We start from the raw sequence: 18,167 nt of genomic DNA on the forward strand, positions 1-18,167 counted from the left end.
TTAATTAAAGATCGAAAAATATAAAACCAATAAAGCTCAAGCCAACATACAGTAATTAAATATGGGGACATGCTTGCGAGGTAATCACAGAAGCCTTGGGTTTGCTGCGTGTCCCCAATCATGATTTCTTAACGATTGAATAATCTGTCACAAAATATAACGACTCAGATCCTCATCCTCAACGATGTCTTTTAGTTTCTCGCGCACTTTTTTGTCGGTGATTGTGATTTTTTTAATTTTTGTATCTGGGACCTCAAACAAAATATCCTCCAATAGGGTGGTGAGAATCGTATGGAGACGGCGTGCGCCAATATTTTCAGCCCGTTCATTCACTTCTGTGGCGATTTTAGCGATCTCCCAGATCGCTTCTTCAGTGAATTCTAACTTGACCCCTTCGGTGCTCAGCATGGCTGTGTATTGTTTGATGAGAGCATTTTCGGGCTCGGTGAGGATCCGAACAAAGTCCTCGGTGGTGAGGCTATCTAGTTCCACGCGGATTGGGAATCGGCCTTGAAGCTCTGGGATCAGGTCCGATGGCTTGGAAACGTGAAACGCACCGGAAGCGATAAATAGAATGTGATCGGATTTTACCATGCCGTATTTGGTTAGGACATTGGTGCCTTCAACGACTGGGAGGAGGTCACGCTGAACCCCCTCTCGCGAAACATCAGGACCATGTCCCGAATCTTCCCCAGCAATTTTGTCGATTTCATCCAGAAAAACGATACCAGAATTTTCCACCCTGTGGATCGCTTCTCGGATGACCTCTTCCATATCGATCAGTTTCTGTGCTTCCTCTTGAGCCAGGTAGCGCATGGCGTCGGGAATTTTCATTCGGCGTTTTTTGATCCGCTTAGGGAACATCGGGCCAAGAAGGTCCTGAATATTCAGTCCCATTTCTTCAACGCCCATTGGAGAAATGATTTGCATCATCGGGAAATTCTCTGTCTGCACCTCCATCTCTATGGTTCGTTCATCCAATTGGCCGGCGCGGAGCTGTTGTCTCAATTTCTCGCGGGTGCGATTCCACTTGGCTTTCAGCTCATCGGATTCATCAAGCTGATTTTTGTCCTCGCCCTTCGAGATAGGGGGGAGCAGAATGTCGAGCAACCGTTCCTCAGCCAACTGTTCTGCCTTTTCTTCGACCTCGGCAGTCTTTTCACTTCGGACCATAGATACCGCCAAATCCACTAGATCGCGGATAATGGATTCAACGTCTCGGCCAACATAACCGACCTCTGTGAATTTTGAGGCCTCAACTTTTACGAAAGGTGCATTGGCCAAACGGGCTAGCCGGCGAGCTATCTCGGTTTTTCCTACCCCAGTTGGGCCAATGAGAATGATATTATTGGGCATGATCTCCTCGCGGAGCTCGTCTTCTACTTGAAGGCGACGCCAGCGATTTCTCAGGGCGATCGCCACCGATTTCTTCGCGCGATCCTGGCCGATAATATATTTATCCAATTCCTGAACAATTTGCTTGGGTGTTAATTCATGATCTTGGTTATCCATACGTTTCCTTTATAGTTCTTCAATGACGATATTGGTGTTGGTATAGATACAAATAGAGCCCGCAATTTGCATCGCTTCTTGGACAATTTCCCTAGCACTGAGTTTGGTGTGTTTGATAAGGGCACGAGCGGCTGCCAGCGCATACGGCCCTCCAGAACCTAAAGCCAAAATACTGTCGTCTGGTTCGATCACATCCCCAGTTCCAGAGACCAAGAAGCTATGATTCTTATCCATTACCGCTAATTGAGCTTCCAGCCGGCGCAAATACCGATCGGTACGCCACTCTTTGGCCAGCTCAACGACAGCCCGGGGCAGGTTGCCTTTGTATTGTTCCAACTTAGCATCGAACTTATCGAACAGAGTTAGCGCATCGGCAGCTGCACCAGCAAAACCGACCAAAATCGTATCGTCGTACATCTTGCGGATTTTTCGAGCGCTAGTTTTCAAAATCGTGTCCCCGAAGGTCACCTGGCCATCGCCAGCCATGGCCGCTTTGCCTTTGTGGCGGATCCCAAGAATCGTTGTCGATCGTGTTTTCATTTTGTCCTTTTTCATTTGATAGTTGAGGTAAGCACAGTTAGCTATAACACTCATTTCTTGATTTTCCCCCTTTCGATTTGAATCATAGTCATCCTGCGATCGCTGATTTATTTCGATCAAATTTTTCGACGCAGCCGGGAGACCGGGATCATCATTTGCTCGCGATATTTGGCTACAGTTCGACGGGCAATATTGAAACCCTCTTGTCTCAGAAGTTGAACGATCTTCTGATCGTTATAAGGCTTTTTCGGATCCTCTTTTTCAATGATCTCTCGGATTCGATTTTTGATCTCTTTATTCGAAACATCCTCGCCATCATCCCGCTTGATTTTCTCGCTAAAAAAGTGTTTCAATTCATATACTCCATAATCGGTCTGAACATATTTTCCATTGGTCACGCGGCTAACCGTCGAAATGTCCATCCCAATTTCATCAGCAATATCTTTTAGGATCATTGGCTTCAAATAATTTGATCCTTTCTCAAAAAAATCGCGTTGGCGCCGAACAATTGCTTCAACGACTTTCAGAATGGTAAGCCGTCGCTGATGAATGGAGTTGATCAGCCAGCGGGCAGATTCGAGCCGATTTTTGATAAATTCTTTAGTCTTCTTGGGCGTGTTTTTCTTATCGAGCAACAGCTTTTTATAGCTATTATTAATACGCAAATGAGGGATATTCCAATCGTTCAGAATGATCTTAAAATCGTCCCCCTCCTTCGTGACAATGACATCTGGGGTAATGCTATTATCATAGAGACTGGGATAGCCTTCGCCAGGCTTAGGGTTCAACTTAGTAATGATGTTCAGTATCTCTTTGAACTCCTCCAGACTAATTCCCAATTTTTTAGCGATTTTCTCGAACCGCTTGTTCTTGAAATCTTCAAAATGATCTCTGATTACAGCAATTGCCAATTCATTTCGTTCTGGCAATTCTTCAAGTTGAATCAACAAACACTCTTGCAAGTTTCTTGCTCCGATCCCAGGCGGATCGAATTTCTGAATCACTTTGAGCACCTTTTCGATTTCCTCGACTGTCACATCAAGATTCTGAGCCATGAGCTCCAGATCATAATTTAAATAGCCCACCTCATTGATATTCCAGATGATGTATTCACCGATCATCCGCTCTTTATCTGAAAGGTCGGTCAAGTTTAGTTGTTCCAGCAGATGCTCGGGCAGGCTTGTTTGGCTCACCTCAGGCCGCTCGAATGTCTCGGCACTTTCATCCTTCGGCGCCTTGATCTCATAATTGTTCTCGTCATTTAAAATCGCGTCCCAATCAATTTCCTCCTGATCCTCCTTAAATTCCTCAATTACTTCCTCTTCGTCTTCGTCGCGATCTTCCTGTCGATCCAGCTCCTCCAATTTGATCTCTTCGACCAAATCCTGTTCCATTTCTTCCTCTTGCTCCAGGTCCTCTTCGAGCAGCGGATTCTGTTCCAATTCCAGTTTAATGCGCTGTTCTAAACTGAGGATCGGTAACTGGAGCAATGTCGACAGCAATACCTGTTGGGGCGACTGCTTCATGTAAAGCCCCATTCGCTGTGAAATATTAACATTCATCATAGCTTTATGCACCCTTCCGCAAACACTTTGTTAGCATTCATTGGTTTTGTGAATAATGAATCGGTTTCACCGATTCAACAGAGTTCGACCCCACAAAATCCATCCGTCTCCGAGAAAATGTCATGGCCGAAACGTCTTTCTCGCCAAAAACAGCTCTTTGTTAACGATGAAATCATCGATCTAATCGAAATTTCTCTCCCAAATAGAGCCGTCGGGTCTCTGGATCATTGGCAAGAAATTCCGAACTGCCCGACTTCAGTACCACTCCCTCATACAGCAAATAAGCCCGATCGGTAATCGAGAGCGTTTCGTGAACATTATGATCCGTAATCAGCACTCCAATACCCTTGCTGGTCAAGCCCTTGACGATCGTCTGAATATCCTCCACGGCGATCGGGTCGATACCAGCGAATGGCTCATCCAAAAGGATGAATTTCGGATTGGTGACCAAAGCTCGCGTAATCTCTACGCGTCGGCGCTCACCTCCAGATAAGGTGTAGGCCTTGTTTTTTGCCAGATGAGAAATGTTGAGTTCGTTCAGCAATTGTTCAAGCCGTAGCTTGCGTTCTGAGCGCGACAGGGGCATGGTCTCCAGAATTGCTAAAATGTTTTCTTCAACCGTCAGCTTTCGGAAGATCGACGATTCCTGTGAAAGATAGCCAATGCCCATCCGTGCCCGACGGTACATCGGCAGATCGGTGATTTCCTGGTTATTCAGCCAGATTGTCCCCCGGGTAGGCCGAATCATCCCAGTGATCATGTAAAAAGTGGTGGTTTTGCCAGCACCATTCGGCCCTAATAGTCCAACGATCTCGCCCTGTTCAACATACAGGCTGACCTCGTTCACAACAGTTCGTTTGCTATAGATCTTTACCAGTCGTTCCGCTTGTAGCTTCAATTTCATTCGATCTTCCCAGGAAGTATCATCGGTTTCAAATTGGGCGGGAAATAGGTACCGGAAGAGAGCTGGGGATTGCTCTCCACCAGAATCCGTTCGATGCGTTGATCTCTGATGAACACACTGATCTTATCACCGATGATTTTGTTCATGCCCTTCTCTTCTTCATCTTCATAGATGTAATAATAGCTGGTCGCTTGATTTTCCACCGTGACCTGAACCAACTGGTCGTCCTCAAAGTACATGGTGATGAGCTGGCCAGTCAATGTATTGACTCGATGGTCCCAAGCTACCGTGTCCACTCGAGAAGTGACCAGCGCCTGGCCGGTCACCACCGCTTTGACCAATTTATTTTTCTCGATAAAAAGCTGGATTTGTTCGCCAGAAAGCTGGTCGCCTCCCTGCCATGCAACTGGTTTTTGGAGCAAAAGGATCTCATTCCGATCGCGATAAAATTCTGCCCGACCACAACTGGCATTGGCTTTGCCCTGTCGGATCATGACACTGTCACTCACCACTGCTTTAGCGCCGCCTTGAAACAGCTCCATGGTTAAGCTGGTAATCCAAAGCGTGTCTGTACCTGTGGTATCGCGACGGGTGAGGATCGGATGTCCCGTGATCCATGCATAATCATTGGCATTATCAAATTTCGCCAAAGCACCAGTGATCTGAATATAATTAATACTATCGATGATTACAACATTTTTTTCTGCCGTAACGAGATCTTCATTTTTGTCATAAGCGATCTGTTCAGCGATCACCTGGCGTAATGAATCTTTTAATAATACCCGACCAATGGCTTGAAACAATTGGCGATCGCCGAAATAATATACCTGTTCAGCGAATAGGCTCTTGTTGCGATCATAAACTCGAACGTTATTGCGAACGATGGTCTGGCGTTTATCGCGCCAATACTCCGCTTCCCCGCAAAACATCTCCGCTACGCCCTGCCGCAGATGGACATTTCCAATCATTTTAATGACATCCCCTGAGGCATTCTTTGAATACCGAACCGTATCCGCGTTGATGATCTCTAATTTCTCCTCATCGGGCTTCTGAGCCTGAGTGACTTCCCCTTGCATGAAGATCGCGCCTAATAAAACCCAGCAAAATATAAAGAAGTTTTTTTTCATACCTTCAATTTGAATCTATGTAGTAACGTACCCGTAAGTTTGTGCATGACCTCTATCTCGATTATCTTATTCCTCTTTTTTTGACTTTTTCCGCTCTGGTTGAAGATTGAGGTCCAATGCCCGGCTGGTTTTACCAGAAAAAGCGATGATGCGCCAATTTTCGAGATTTTGATCGGATTCGAATCCCTTGCCGTAGAACGTGTCCTGATCAGCCGTGATGATTGTGACAAAATCGTTCGACACGATCTTTTCGATACTGTTATCCCACCGCAAACGTTCAGTCTTTAGCGTGATCCCAGTATCTGATACGACGACGACATTGCCGAACGCCTCGATGTTATTGGTTGTTTCATCCAACCTGCCTCTGTCCGCCACCAGGTTCGAAGTATGCATCCCCTGCTCGTTGAAAAAATCGACCATCACCTTTCCATCGAGTTCCACCAGTTGGCGCTCCTTAAACCGTTGCATGTGGCCATATCTGATGACGGCAGCAACCTTGCCATTTTTGCTGGTAGTCACGGTGGAGTTCCAACCCTCCTGGTCTGGGATTTCATTTACATTTTGTTGCGATGTCAGTTGCGATTCCCTGGTTCCGCAGCCGAAAGCCACCAGCATGGCGACAAAGATAATACAAAATTTTGGACTATTGTTCACTTCGATCCAGCGTCCGCTTTTTCAAAATTTTCTCAGTCAATTCCCAATTCGGCGACCTCATTCCTTTGAACCTGCTTGTTAATGGAGGTCTTTGCTTGCCACGTCCTCGGGCTTTGTTTTCCATCTTTGATGCATCCAAACCCACTGAGTGGGATATTTTTGAATGACCTGGGCGATGGCATCAGAGAAGCGTTGCGTGTTTGTCACACGATCCTGTGATGCATCGCCAGAGATTTCGAGATCAAGCTGGTCACCGATCTCAATGTAATGGCGGTTATCGGGGCCAATATGAATGGCCATCGGGACCACTGCTGCTTGGGTTTTTAGGGCTAAAATTGTGGGACCTACTGGAGTGTAGGCCAACTTTCCTAAAAAATCAATAAAAACGCCATCGACATGGCGGGTATCCTGATCGATCAGCAAGCCGATGATCTCATTGCGTGCCAGAGCGCGCAAAATTTCTCGCGTCGCACCCCCGCGTGCGATATATTTCATGCCGGAACGTTCCCGATTGCTTACCACCAGCGCATCGAGTCTGGGATCGTAAATAGGAGCGCCGACGACATTGACTGGGTAACCTTTTATTGCTAAATAAGCGCCCATCAGCTCCCAGTTGCCGATATGACCAGTTATGGCCAAGACCCCTCTGCCGCGAGCCAGCGCTCGATCTAACTTTTCCAATCCCCAGGCTGTGACGTAGCGATCGATGTTGTGAGAACCGTAACATGGCAATCGAAATGCGTCGGCCATATTCCGTCCCAGATTGATGAATACGGCTCGCGCCATGCGGTAAATAGTTTTTTGATCATAATGAGAGCCATAGATCAGGGTTAGGTGATCGATGGTCTTGCGACGTTCCGAACCAATCAGATAGAACCCGAATAATGCCAGGTTCTTGAGAAATTTTATCGCTGTATCCCGAGCCGCGCTATTGATCCACCGCAGCCCTGCTTTCACAAATATGTAGATCAACCAGTTTTTTATCCGCTTTCGGGTGCGACGCCACAATAAACTCACAGAATGCCGGCCTCCAAAAGGTCATGAATATGAACGATCCCGCGGGGATGATTGTTATCGTCCACAATGATCACTTGCATGATGCTGAAATCGGTCATAAGCTTGAGCGCCTCAGCTGCCAATGTCCCCAGCTTCACCGTTTTGGGATTACGAGTCATGATCTGGCTGGCCTTGAGGTCCCAAATATCCTTGGTTTTCTCAACCAAACGACGGATGTCGCCATCGGTAATGATGCCGATCAATCGATCCTGTTGGTCCACGACGCAGGTGGAACCGAACCGTTTCGATGTAATTTCAAAGATCACCTTTTCTAAAGGCAAATCTTCGGTCACTTTGGGAATGCGATCACCAGTGAACATGACATCGTCGATTTTGATCGATAGTTTTTTGCCCAGACTTCCCCCAGGGTGAAACATGGCAAATTGTTCGGCGGTGAAATTGCGTCGCTTCAGCAACGCCACCGCCAGGGCATCGCCGATGACCAGGGCAGCCGTGGTGCTGGATGTGGGGGCGAGGTTAAATGGGCATGCCTCTTCTTTGACGCTTGCGTCTAAAACGATGTCGCTTCGTTCCGCGATCCGCGAGCGACGATTGCCCACGATCGAGATGATCGGCACGCCAATCCGTTTTAGCACTGGGAAGATCTGAAATAGCTCGCTCGTATTACCACTTTTCGAGATGCAAATCACCACGTCATCCTTATGGACCGCGCCCAGATCGCCATGCATCCCCTCGGCTGGGTGCAAAAACATGGCGGCCGTCCCAGTGCTTGTTAACGTTGCAGCGATCTTGCGGCCAATGATGCCAGACTTTCCCATCCCAGAAATGATCACCCTCCCTTTGCATTGGGCGAGCAGTTCCACTGCCTGAGCGAACTCGGAGTTGATTTTCTGTTCAAGATCAAATATCGCCTGGGCCTCTTTCCGAATGACCTCTTTCCCGATGGAAATCGTCTGAAGCGCTATCTTGTTATTGCTCTCCGGCATAGTTTAAAGTTTTTTATAATCCCTGGTTTGGTAGCGAACTCGCACCTTCAATCGTGACATGAACTGAATCAGCTCCCCAATTGGTCGGGTCTTTTGCGTCATACGCTTTGACCATAATGGTCTTCCGGCCTGAAAGACCCGTCACATTCCAATTGTTCCATTGATATGGGCTGGAGTAATCGGTATAAGACAGTTTATCGTTGATGAAAAAGTCAACCGACCGAATCGGCCAAAGGTATGTCACTTTTACCTTGATCGTATAAAATCCTAATCCGAGGATCGTTTGGTTTTCCACTGGTTGCGTAATCATGACGAACGGTTTCGTTTCATCGCGCACATTCACAAAGACGGTGTCCTTTGTTTTGCTGCCGTTTTCATCGGAGACAGTAATGATAATGGGAAAGCGGCCCGCAGTGGCCGGCGCGATCCAGGTGACCGTCTCTAAATAATTCTCAATGAACGTCCCTCCCAACTTGCACTCCCATCGATAAGACAAAAAGTCGTTTTCCGGGTCTGTGGCCTCGACGTGCAAAGTAGTGGTATCGTTGACAGCGATCTCTTGCGGATTGGCCGTTAAATTGACAATAATTGGAGGTTGGTTGAACAGCATATCCAATGCTTTGCAATTCAGCAATAGCGCGCATTCAGCTATGACAAAAATGCAAATTGATCGCTTCATGGTCTCCTCCCGCCAATTAAAAACTGGCTGCTTGTAAGATTTCTTTTTTGGAGCTTTGAGAATCCTGAACGAGCACCACTGCATATAAGCTGGTTGCGTTTTCGTACCTTGGCAATGGCGCCGAAAAACGAAATGATTTGATCTCGCCATGCTGAATATAAGGAATCGTCTGCACTGGAAGAATTTGTCGGACCAAAAAGCGGTGCCCTTTCATATTCAGGTCTTCGTATATGACAGCAATCAACCGAAGATTTTCCTTCGCGCCATTTCCGTACATGGCGAGCCTCAAGTCGAGTTCAAATCCATTGTTGCTGATTTTTTTTATTCCTTGAAGACCAAAAGGACTGGTTCGTCCAAGCAGCGTTCCAAGCGCGTCCACATACCGCTGCTTAATATTTTCAAAAGAAGCACCCTGTACTCGCTTGGTAAGCCCATTGAACATAGCATCGGGTATAGCTCGTTCAGAGCTATTGGGAACATATTCGTAATACCGCTGATTAAATTCCTCCATTGCATAAATATCGTTCCACCCAGAAACGCGGTTCATCAGATGATATTCCAGCACACAAATTTTGTCCCGATAAATGGTTTCTTGGGCTAATTCCTCGATCGCACCGGTCGCATAACTGCAAAACTCAAACCCCGTGCTATCGTTGACAAATAATTCCACTGCAATGGTCTGCGCGATGGTGGCATTGGGATTTTTTGGATCGAAGGGATTGTTGCGTTCCAGATCACCGCAACGAACCAGTACCAGTCCAATGATCAAGAGAGATGCGATTTGTCTCATATTGTCCTCCTTTTTAAAATTGGAGGGTGAAGGAAACGGAAAATTTTCCTTGTTCCTGGTCTTCGAATGTGGCCTTGATTGGGAAAGCCTTCGAATCGCTGCTGGCATAGATATAGTTATTATCACTCCGATCGCGTTTCCATAGGGCTATTGTTGCCAAAGTTCCCGCAATTGTGGCGCTGAGCGATATGTTACGAGCCCGATAAGAGCGATTTGCATCGGAATAATACCGATCAAAGTCACCAAATAGATCTGTTTGGAGGTAGCGATCGTATTTATTTTGATAATTGAAATGAAAGATGGCCGTCGCGGCGGCAAGTGCGATGGTGCCTAATGCTGCCCAATGCGAGCGATAATTGCGCAATTTGGCAGATTGCAGTCGTTCGCCTTTCCCAGTCAGGTTGAAGATGATGTTTTGGGCTAACAGTCTGATCATTTGCTCAATGTTGTCAGCAGAGCGGCTCGTTACTTTCTCCCCTGAAATCTGACCAGTGCCCGCTTTTATCAAATGCGCATCGATACGGAACTGGGAGCCAATGGCGTTGATCTCTCCCGAGATAATAAAATCTGCTCCAGCCAATCGACCCACTTGCTGGGCCTCTTGCGTAGCCAAGATCCCAGCTTGAGCCAGTGCTTGTTCTCTCAAAATGGCTTCGAGTTTGCTTCGCTCTACCACCAGAAGATCAGTGGAACGCGAGAGCTCCGTTTTTAGCAATTCTGTGATCGTCCGCTCGAAGCGATCGTAGCCAAAAACCGAGCTGTTATTTTTGAAATCCATTACTGCAACGATGATTTTGGTGCTATCCTGGGCTTGCTGTGCAAATAGATTGGGGATTCCCCTCGAAATTAGGAAGACCAACCAGATAAGAATTTTACATTTGTTTATCATATTTGCCCTCCCAGTGATTCGAACCTATAAGTTGTTTCGTTGCGTGTGCAGCGTCCAATGGGATACCGTGAATTCAGAGCTCAGCAGATCGGAATTTCTGGATGACGAATTCCCATTTTCCCTGTCGTTTTAAGATCCATTCAATGATTTCGCGTACCGCCCCTTTGCCACCTGGCAGTTGGCTAATATAATCTGCTTCTCGTTTCACATCTTCGGAAGCATCGGCCACCGTGCAACGCACCCCAACCCGTCTGAGCACTGGCAAATCATTGAGATCATCGCCCACATAGGCGATTTCATGGTCGCCTAGCCCCAAATTTGCTCGAATCTGTTCGTATGCAGCCCGCTTATCCGATTGTCCCTGGAACAAGATTTTGATGCCTAAATCCTCTGCCCGGCGTTGGACCGCCGCCGAAGCGCGCCCAGTGATGATGCCGACTTCCAGCCCAGCCGCTTGAGCCAGTTTGATGCCCAAGCCATCTTTGATGTTAAATATCTTGAACTCTTGATCCGATTCGCCAAGAATGATGCCCCCATCAGTTAGGACGCCATCGACATCGAGCAATAGCAATTTGATCTTGTTGATTTTTTCGGACAGATTCAAGGCTCAAATCTTTTTGATAATACCATCCAGTTCTTTTAATTGAACTAATAATGATCGCAATTGTTGGAGTGGAAGCATGTTGGCCGCATCGCAGAGCGCTTCCTCAACACAGGGGTGTGTTTCAAGAAAGAGCGCCTGCACGCCTACTGCCATACCTGCTCGTGCCAGTGGAAAAATGAATTGCGGCTGGCCGCCTGATTTCCCATGAGCGCCCCCCGGCAATTGCAGACTATGAGTGGCATCAAACACCACTGGATAACCCAGGTTCTTCATGATTACCAACGATCGAAAATCGACGACGAGATTATGGTAGCCGAATGTGGTGCCGCGTTCCGTCAACATAATTTGATCATTGCCAAAATGGACCGCCTTGGCCGCAATTGCCCCCATATCCTCTGGCGCCATGAATTGCCCCTTTTTAATGTTGATCGGTTTGCCTGTCTTCGCCGCCGCAACAACTATATCGGTCTGCCGACATAAAAATGCTGGAATCTGCAACACATCTGCCACCTCAGCCACTGGTGCAGCCTCCTGCGGGGAATGAATATCCGTCAGAATTGGTATTTCGAATGATTGCTTTACTTTTTCCAGTATTCTCAGCCCCTGCTCTAATCCAGGCCCAGTATAGGACTCGATGCTCTGCCGATTGGCTTTGCTGTATGAAGATTTGTAGATATAAGGGATTCGCAACTCGTCAGTGATTTTTCTGATCTCCTCAGCCGTTTGAAGCGCAATTCGCTCGGTTTCGATGACACAGGGACCAGCGATCAGTACAAATGGAGAATTTTCGGTTATTGTAATATTATTGATTCGAATGGCTTTCATGATCCAGAATTCTTTCCAGTTTAGATTTTGCCATCAATATCAAGCCAATTTATTCCAGTGCTTCGGTCCTGCTTACAAAAAACTACGGCGAGAGCCACTCAGTGCTTTGAAGGAACGTTTTTGCCCTTGGCCGCATTTTTTTGAAATTCCAGGGCTGCGGCGACGAACTCACGAAACAATGGGTGAGCGTTCAGGGCGCGGGATTTTAATTCAGGATGAAACTGGACCCCCAGGAACCAAGGATGATTCTTCAGCTCGATGATCTCCACTAAATCCAGATCCGGGTTGATCCCGCTCATGATTAAACCATGCTGTTCAAGCAACGATCGGTACTTGTTATTGACCTCCAGCCGATGGCGATGGCGCTCACTGATTTTCTCGGCGCTATATGCAGCGGCAGCTCGGGTACCTTTTTTAATGAAGCACGGCTGAGCGCCAAGCCGCATCGTGCCGCCCTTGGCTTTAATCCGCTTCTGCTCCTCCATCAAATCGATCACCGGATGAGGAGTGGATTCGTTGAATTCCGTGCTATTCGCATCCCTCAATTGGCAGACATGACGAGCGAATTCGATCACGGCGCACTGCAATCCCAAGCATATCCCAAAAAACGGAATATTGTTTTCGCGAGCAAAACGGACCGCACTGATCTTCCCTTCAATACCGCGTCCACCAAAGCCGCCTGGTATCAGGAGCCCGGAAATGTCCGATAATACCTCGGCTGCATTCTGTTTTTCCAATAGCTCCGAATCCACCCATTTCAAATTGACGCGCGTGTCATTTGCCACTCCAGCATGGATGAAGGCCTCGATGATGCTTTTGTAAGAATCGTGAAGCCCCACATATTTGCCGCACACCGCAATGGTCACTTCTGACCCAGGGTTTTTGATCTTATGGACGAATTGTTCCCATTCCCTTAAATCTGGTTTTTTGCAATTCAAATTTAATTCTTCAACAATAATATCATCCAGGCCGCCTTCATGGAACATCAATGGGATTTCATAAATGGTGGAGACATCTGGGGCATCGATGACCGCGCGGATGGGGACGTTGCAGAATAGGGCGATCTTTTTTTTGAGATCTGCGTCCAATTTTGTTTCGGCGCGACAGAGCAAAATATCAGGTTGAATACCGATCTCCCGCAATCGCATCACTGAATGTTGGGTCGGCTTGGTCTTCAGTTCCCCTGCGGCGCGAATATAGGGGACCAATGTCAAATGAATGTTGATAAGATTTTTCGGCCCCACATCCAACCGAAGCTGACGGATCGCCTCCAAAAAGGGCAGGCTTTCAATATCGCCGACCGTTCCGCCGACTTCAGTGATCACCACATCCGTTTTCGTTTCGCCATCTGCTAAATCCAAAATACGACGCATGATCTCATCGGTAATGTGGGGGATCACCTGAACGGTTTTGCCCAAATAATCGCCATTCCGTTCCCGTTGAATCACCGTGTAGTAGATCTGGCCGGTGGTCGTGTTGTTCCGACGCGTCATATCTTTGTTCAAAAAACGTTCGTAATGACCCAGATCCAGATCGGTCTCTGCACCATCATCGGTCACATAGACTTCTCCATGCTGATAGGGGCTTAATGTCCCTGGATCGACGTTAATGTAAGGGTCCATTTTCAGGATCGTGACGTTTAATCCTCGCGCCTGCAATAACGCACCGATTGAGGCCGACGCAACCCCCTTGCCAAGAGATGATACAACACCCCCCGTCACAATGATATATTTGGTATGATTGTTCCCTTTCAAGCTGCTCTCCCATGTAATTGTGCTATGACCCGATCGATATCGGCCGGCACATCCACGCCAATCGAGTCCGTCTCAGTAAGCGCGACTTTAATTTTGTACCCATTTTCCAGCACTCGCAATTGCTCCAGTTGTTCAATTCGTTCCAAAATAGAAGGTGGGAGCTTCACCAACTGCATCAGAAAATCGCGCCGATAGATATAAAGTCCAATATGCTGATAATAGGTCGATTTCATCAACCAGTGCCGCTGATCCCTTTCGTCTCGAAAAAATGGGATCACAGACCGCGAAAAATATAACGCATAAAAGTCCTTATCGACCACCACCTTCGGAATATTCGGGTTATTGAGATCCTCGATGTTTTTGATCCGCTTGACCAACGTACCCATCGGCGCCTCAGGATTTTCACGCATTAACATCACCAGTTGATCGATGACCGCTGGATCGATCAGTGGCTCATCGCCTTGAATATTGACAATGAAAGTGGCCGTTAATCGTTTGGCTACCTCTGCGACCCGTTCGGTGCCATTCGCAGCATCTGGAGAGGTCATGATGACTTCCCCGCCAAAATTCTCAACCGCTTTAAAAATTCTTTGATCATCTGTCGCGACGATCACTCGTTCTAACAATTGAGACAGCCGAGCTTGTTCATAGACCCATTGGATCATCGGTTTCCCAAGAATATCGGCCAGCGGTTTCCCTGGGAACCGCGTTGAGGCATAGCGAGCGGGGATAATTCCGATTGCGTTCATCTGTTTTTTTGCGCGACCTTTTACGCTAACTGGTTCTCTGCTAAAAAGCCATCCTGATTAATCTTTTTTAATCACCTTTGGCACGCTAAAAAAATTGCCTTGGCGAGCCGGCGCATTTTGCAGAGCCTGCTCGGGACTGAACCATGGCACAGCTTCATCGTCCCGCATCCGATTGCCGAGCTCGATGACCTGTGACATTGGAGGGACCTCTGTCAAATCCAGTTCGTTCAACTTGTCGATGTAAGCGACAATTTGAGAAAGCTCTATGGCTAATTTCTGCTTTTCTGTATCGCTAAATCTGAGCCGCGACAATCGAGCGATTCGATCCACCTCTTCAATTGAAATTAACATGAGTATTTTGATTTTTGAGTTTCAACAAAGGATCGCTGGTTATGCGAAACTGATGCCTTTTATGCACCCGATAAAGCGAAATGCGGCCATTCACCGTGCCGCAATACTCAGGATGTGCCTGTTCCGTTTTTTTAGGATCAGCAAAGCATTTCAGCCGTTTCTAATATAAAATAATTCGCTCAAATTGTCAAGCATAAACTTCGATGTGCTGGCATAATTTTTGTTAAGAGATCGATTCCGTAATTCCGACCTTTTCATCGCAACACCGATGATCGCATCTTTTGATGCGATCAAACAGCCCCTGATCTCGAGCGAAAACCTTTATTCAAGCCTTTTTATGCAGCTGGATCAATGATGATCTCAATCCGCTGATCTTGCTGCCAGCCATGCAATTCTGCCGCAATGGCCAGGATATTATTCTTAAGAATCCTTTGCACAAATGGAACCATAGGGATTTCCCGTTGGCCGATTTTTAGGCGAATCGTGCCCTGTTGAATGTGGCAATCCTGATAAGTTTTCTCTCCCTGAATAATCGCCTCAACAAGCTCAGCGCAAGTCAACCCACAGCGCTGGCAGCATTGATCATCCACATACGGCAACATGGGAAAGACTTTAGCTTGAACCAGATCGAATAATTCATCTGCTTGCTGCGCATCTAATACGTTGAACACTGGCATTCCCCGATACTCGTTTCGGGTATTGGCAACGACACCAGCGATTGCAAAGGTGCGGCGATCGATCAAATCATCCAGATCTTCTTCGGTTCTGCCACAGACAATTTTGGGAAGCGGAAATTGTTTGAAACCCTCTACCACTAACCAGTCGCAAGGGATTTTAGAGGCAATTTCTAAAAATTCCATTCGACGGTAGTACATGAAATCCGTCTCCCGCTCCCCACGTGCGATCACCAAATCTGCACCAGCTTGCTTATGGACATAAGTATTGGAATTCGGAGTATCCAATTCAAAATCTTCCCGATGAATATCCTTGATTGTTGCCACAGAAAATCGGGCGCGCTTTAAGCGTTTCACCAACTCATGTACAGTTGTCGTTTTGCCAGATTTATGATAGCCGACGATTTGCAAGGCGTACATATTGAGGATCTCCTGTCGATTGAGAGTGGATAGGTTTTTTCAGAATTCAAGGAGATTACAGATTGGAGATATCTGGATTGCGCATAAGAGTACCGTTTTAAAAATAGATCACCCCATAGGCGTTGATGAGCATGATCACTGTTATCATTCCAAAATCCCAGGCTTTTAAAGGATAAGCTTCTTGAATTTCAATTCGGGAAACAGCACCGTAGCCACGAAGCTCCAACGCCAAAGAGGAGAAAGTCGCATAATGAATGCCCCGAATGACCAATGGCAATAGCAATTTTTTAAGCGATACGTATTTTCCCTTCAGGCTTAGCTGGTTCATATCTATGCCTCGAAATCGAAGCGTCCACAGACCTTTCTTTGCTTCTTGAAACATGAAAGGGATGAATTTCACGGTGGTGAGAAGCAATAGGCTGAATTGCAATGATACTTTCATTTTGTTTAAGAATAAAAGAAATTCGTATAGCGAAACACGGCTGAAGATGTACGCCAGCATGAAAATAATCATGAACCGGATCCAAAGCAAAATCGCCTCGCGCAAGCCATCGGAAAAGACGATCGGCCAATTCCGAAATGCGAGGAGCACTTCGCCTTGGCGGCGAAAGACAATTTGAACCAGCGAGATAATGGTAAGGAGTAGCCCAATTTGCGAGACGCGTCGGAGAAACATTCTGAACTCTCCTGGAGCTGTGAGGGCGATCCAGATGGAAAGAATAATCAGCCATAATAACGGCATGAAATAGCCTCGTTCTGCTATTGCCCAGATGGTCGCAGAGCAACCCAGTAGCAGAATCGTTAGGAAATGGAAATTAGGTCGGAACACGTTCATAATCAACTCGCTCATAATTCGGGCAATGAATCCACCTTATGCCAATCTGATCGTGCCAGCAATTTCATACACCAATCAATCTGATCGGCTTGATAGCCCAAAATTATAGTCTTAGGACCAGGTGGCTGATTGGTTCGATCCAATATAAAATCGACTAACTCGATAACTTTTGGGGCGAACAGATTCGCGGGGAGGTAACCAATAATGAGATAATCTGGCGATTTGACCCATTGCGTTAAAAACCAAGCGATTTTGGTTTCGCCTTCTGAGAGCGATAGCGGTGATCGATAGGCCATTTGCTCAACACCTAGCCTGGTGAGCAATTGGCGGGCAAGGTCGAAATGGCGTGACGCAGGTTGCAGCAGTTGTTCTGCTGCTGCCGCCGCATCTGCGATCTCCTCCTGAACCGTGCGATTGAGAAATAGCGCTGGAAGCAGATTCGGCACCCAGCCAAGCCGTTGGCCGATCCTTGGTAATTGATGAGCCAGTTCACCCCATAAATTATGCTTCCGTCCGATGTGAAATGGGGCCACAAGCTGATCGGCCAATAGGGCGTTGAGCTCTTCACTGTGCTGTTGGAGGATAATGTAATTATTCCCAATCTTGAAATTTCTTGTTAACCAATCGATCATAAGCATGTTAGATGTTTTTCGTTCAACATCCATTTGCCGAAATGGTTCGTTGCACGCTGATGATCCACAAAAATCACCGTGCAGTGATTCTGGCCCAAAAACTGGAAAAATTCCAGCCATTTGGATTTCAGGGCCTCTGAAAAGGATGGAAATATCTCATCGAACAAGAAAAGCTGTGCTTGTTGGACATAGTAAATCAGGCTGAGAGCCAGAATCTTCTGCTGATGCATTGCAGTCTTAAAAGGGATGTGCCACATCTCTTTGATTTCTGGAAAAAAAACCGCGAATTCTGCTAAGCGTTGCTCCCTCCAAGTGCGGTCCGCCTTTAAGATGCCGCTGGTCAATTCGAGCTCTTGATGCAGAGATTCAGTGAGCAAAAACAGATCCAGATGCGTGCTGGGAATGTAAGCGATCTTTGGAAAAAAGGATTTCGGTGGGGCTGATATAATAGAGCGGTCCTGGATCAAGATATCCCCGGTCAATATGCTACCTCGATAAAAATGGGGGATCAGCCCAGCGATGAGATGCAGTAGGGTGGTTTTCCCAGCTCCATTTGGACCCATCAGTTGCACAACCTGCCCCGGCCCCAATTGAGCGTTAATGCCCTTCAGTAACAACGTCTCTTCCCAACCAAAATTGAGATTTTCAATCTTTAGCAGC

At 46.9% G+C, this 18,167-nt stretch carries 20 protein-coding genes; all 20 read right to left on the reverse strand.

Features of this window, described 5'->3' with window-relative positions:
• Positions 1-147 precede the first annotated feature (147 nt).
• Positions 148-1,512 carry an ATP-dependent protease ATPase subunit HslU gene (gene hslU, locus ONB37_09575; protein MDZ7400400.1) on the reverse strand — a complete coding sequence of 455 codons (1,365 nt, stop codon included), beginning with the start codon at positions 1,510-1,512 and terminating at the stop codon, positions 148-150.
• A gap of 9 nt (positions 1,513-1,521) precedes the next feature.
• Positions 1,522-2,052 (reverse strand): ATP-dependent protease subunit HslV, encoded by a 531-nt coding sequence (gene hslV, locus ONB37_09580; protein MDZ7400401.1) that lies wholly within the window; start codon positions 2,050-2,052, stop codon positions 1,522-1,524.
• Between the two features lie 116 nt (positions 2,053-2,168).
• Positions 2,169-3,617: an RNA polymerase factor sigma-54 gene (rpoN, locus tag ONB37_09585; GenBank protein ID MDZ7400402.1), complete on the reverse strand. Its 1,449-nt coding sequence runs from the start codon at positions 3,615-3,617 to the stop codon at positions 2,169-2,171.
• Between the two features lie 172 nt (positions 3,618-3,789).
• Positions 3,790-4,521: an LPS export ABC transporter ATP-binding protein gene (gene lptB, locus ONB37_09590; protein MDZ7400403.1), complete on the reverse strand. Its 732-nt coding sequence runs from the start codon at positions 4,519-4,521 to the stop codon at positions 3,790-3,792.
• Positions 4,518-5,597, reverse strand: a complete 1,080-nt coding sequence (locus tag ONB37_09595) for a hypothetical protein (protein MDZ7400404.1) — start codon at positions 5,595-5,597, stop codon at positions 4,518-4,520. Before ONB37_09595 ends, lptB begins: the two co-directional genes overlap by 4 nt.
• Before the next feature lie 117 nt (positions 5,598-5,714).
• Entirely contained in the window at positions 5,715-6,302 is a 588-nt protein-coding gene (lptC, locus tag ONB37_09600) for an LPS export ABC transporter periplasmic protein LptC (GenBank protein ID MDZ7400405.1), read from the reverse strand.
• 78 nt (positions 6,303-6,380) lie between these two features.
• Positions 6,381-7,319 carry a lysophospholipid acyltransferase family protein gene (locus ONB37_09605; GenBank protein MDZ7400406.1) on the reverse strand — a complete coding sequence of 313 codons (939 nt, stop codon included), beginning with the start codon at positions 7,317-7,319 and terminating at the stop codon, positions 6,381-6,383.
• Positions 7,316-8,305 carry a KpsF/GutQ family sugar-phosphate isomerase gene (locus tag ONB37_09610; protein ID MDZ7400407.1) on the reverse strand — a complete coding sequence of 330 codons (990 nt, stop codon included), beginning with the start codon at positions 8,303-8,305 and terminating at the stop codon, positions 7,316-7,318. The genes ONB37_09605 and ONB37_09610 overlap by 4 nt, the downstream gene beginning before the upstream one ends.
• 13 nt (positions 8,306-8,318) lie before the next feature.
• Positions 8,319-8,984: an Ig-like domain-containing protein gene (locus ONB37_09615; protein MDZ7400408.1), complete on the reverse strand. Its 666-nt coding sequence runs from the start codon at positions 8,982-8,984 to the stop codon at positions 8,319-8,321.
• A 16-nt stretch (positions 8,985-9,000) separates the two neighbouring features.
• On the reverse strand, positions 9,001-9,774 hold the full coding sequence (locus ONB37_09620) for a hypothetical protein (protein MDZ7400409.1): 774 nt from the start codon (positions 9,772-9,774) through the stop codon (positions 9,001-9,003).
• Positions 9,775-9,787: 13 nt separating this feature from the next.
• Entirely contained in the window at positions 9,788-10,663 is an 876-nt protein-coding gene (locus tag ONB37_09625) for a CsgG/HfaB family protein (protein MDZ7400410.1), read from the reverse strand.
• Positions 10,664-10,736: 73 nt separating this feature from the next.
• Positions 10,737-11,261, reverse strand: a complete 525-nt coding sequence (locus tag ONB37_09630) for an HAD-IIIA family hydrolase (GenBank protein ID MDZ7400411.1) — start codon at positions 11,259-11,261, stop codon at positions 10,737-10,739.
• Between the two features lie 9 nt (positions 11,262-11,270).
• Complete coding sequence (gene kdsA / locus ONB37_09635; GenBank protein ID MDZ7400412.1) at positions 11,271-12,095, reverse strand: 3-deoxy-8-phosphooctulonate synthase; 825 nt, start codon at positions 12,093-12,095, stop codon at positions 11,271-11,273.
• Between the two features lie 95 nt (positions 12,096-12,190).
• Positions 12,191-13,846 carry a CTP synthase gene (locus ONB37_09640; protein MDZ7400413.1) on the reverse strand — a complete coding sequence of 552 codons (1,656 nt, stop codon included), beginning with the start codon at positions 13,844-13,846 and terminating at the stop codon, positions 12,191-12,193.
• Positions 13,843-14,595, reverse strand: a complete 753-nt coding sequence (kdsB, locus tag ONB37_09645) for a 3-deoxy-manno-octulosonate cytidylyltransferase (GenBank protein ID MDZ7400414.1) — start codon at positions 14,593-14,595, stop codon at positions 13,843-13,845. Before kdsB ends, ONB37_09640 begins: the two co-directional genes overlap by 4 nt.
• A gap of 57 nt (positions 14,596-14,652) precedes the next feature.
• Positions 14,653-14,946: an Asp-tRNA(Asn)/Glu-tRNA(Gln) amidotransferase subunit GatC gene (gene gatC / locus ONB37_09650; protein MDZ7400415.1), complete on the reverse strand. Its 294-nt coding sequence runs from the start codon at positions 14,944-14,946 to the stop codon at positions 14,653-14,655.
• A gap of 335 nt (positions 14,947-15,281) precedes the next feature.
• Positions 15,282-16,040, reverse strand: a complete 759-nt coding sequence (gene mobB, locus ONB37_09655) for a molybdopterin-guanine dinucleotide biosynthesis protein B (protein MDZ7400416.1) — start codon at positions 16,038-16,040, stop codon at positions 15,282-15,284.
• Positions 16,041-16,137: 97 nt separating this feature from the next.
• Positions 16,138-16,890, reverse strand: coding sequence for an energy-coupling factor transporter transmembrane protein EcfT (locus ONB37_09660; GenBank protein ID MDZ7400417.1), 753 nt, complete (start codon positions 16,888-16,890; stop codon positions 16,138-16,140).
• Complete coding sequence (locus ONB37_09665; protein ID MDZ7400418.1) at positions 16,887-17,513, reverse strand: hypothetical protein; 627 nt, start codon at positions 17,511-17,513, stop codon at positions 16,887-16,889. Before ONB37_09665 ends, ONB37_09660 begins: the two co-directional genes overlap by 4 nt.
• On the reverse strand, positions 17,504-18,124 hold the full coding sequence (locus tag ONB37_09670) for an ATP-binding cassette domain-containing protein (GenBank protein MDZ7400419.1): 621 nt from the start codon (positions 18,122-18,124) through the stop codon (positions 17,504-17,506). Before ONB37_09670 ends, ONB37_09665 begins: the two co-directional genes overlap by 10 nt.
• Positions 18,125-18,167 lie beyond the last annotated feature (43 nt).

The sequence above is a fragment of the candidate division KSB1 bacterium genome, assembly GCA_034506395.1.
Lineage (GTDB): Bacteria > Zhuqueibacterota > Zhuqueibacteria > Thermofontimicrobiales > Thermofontimicrobiaceae > Thermofontimicrobium.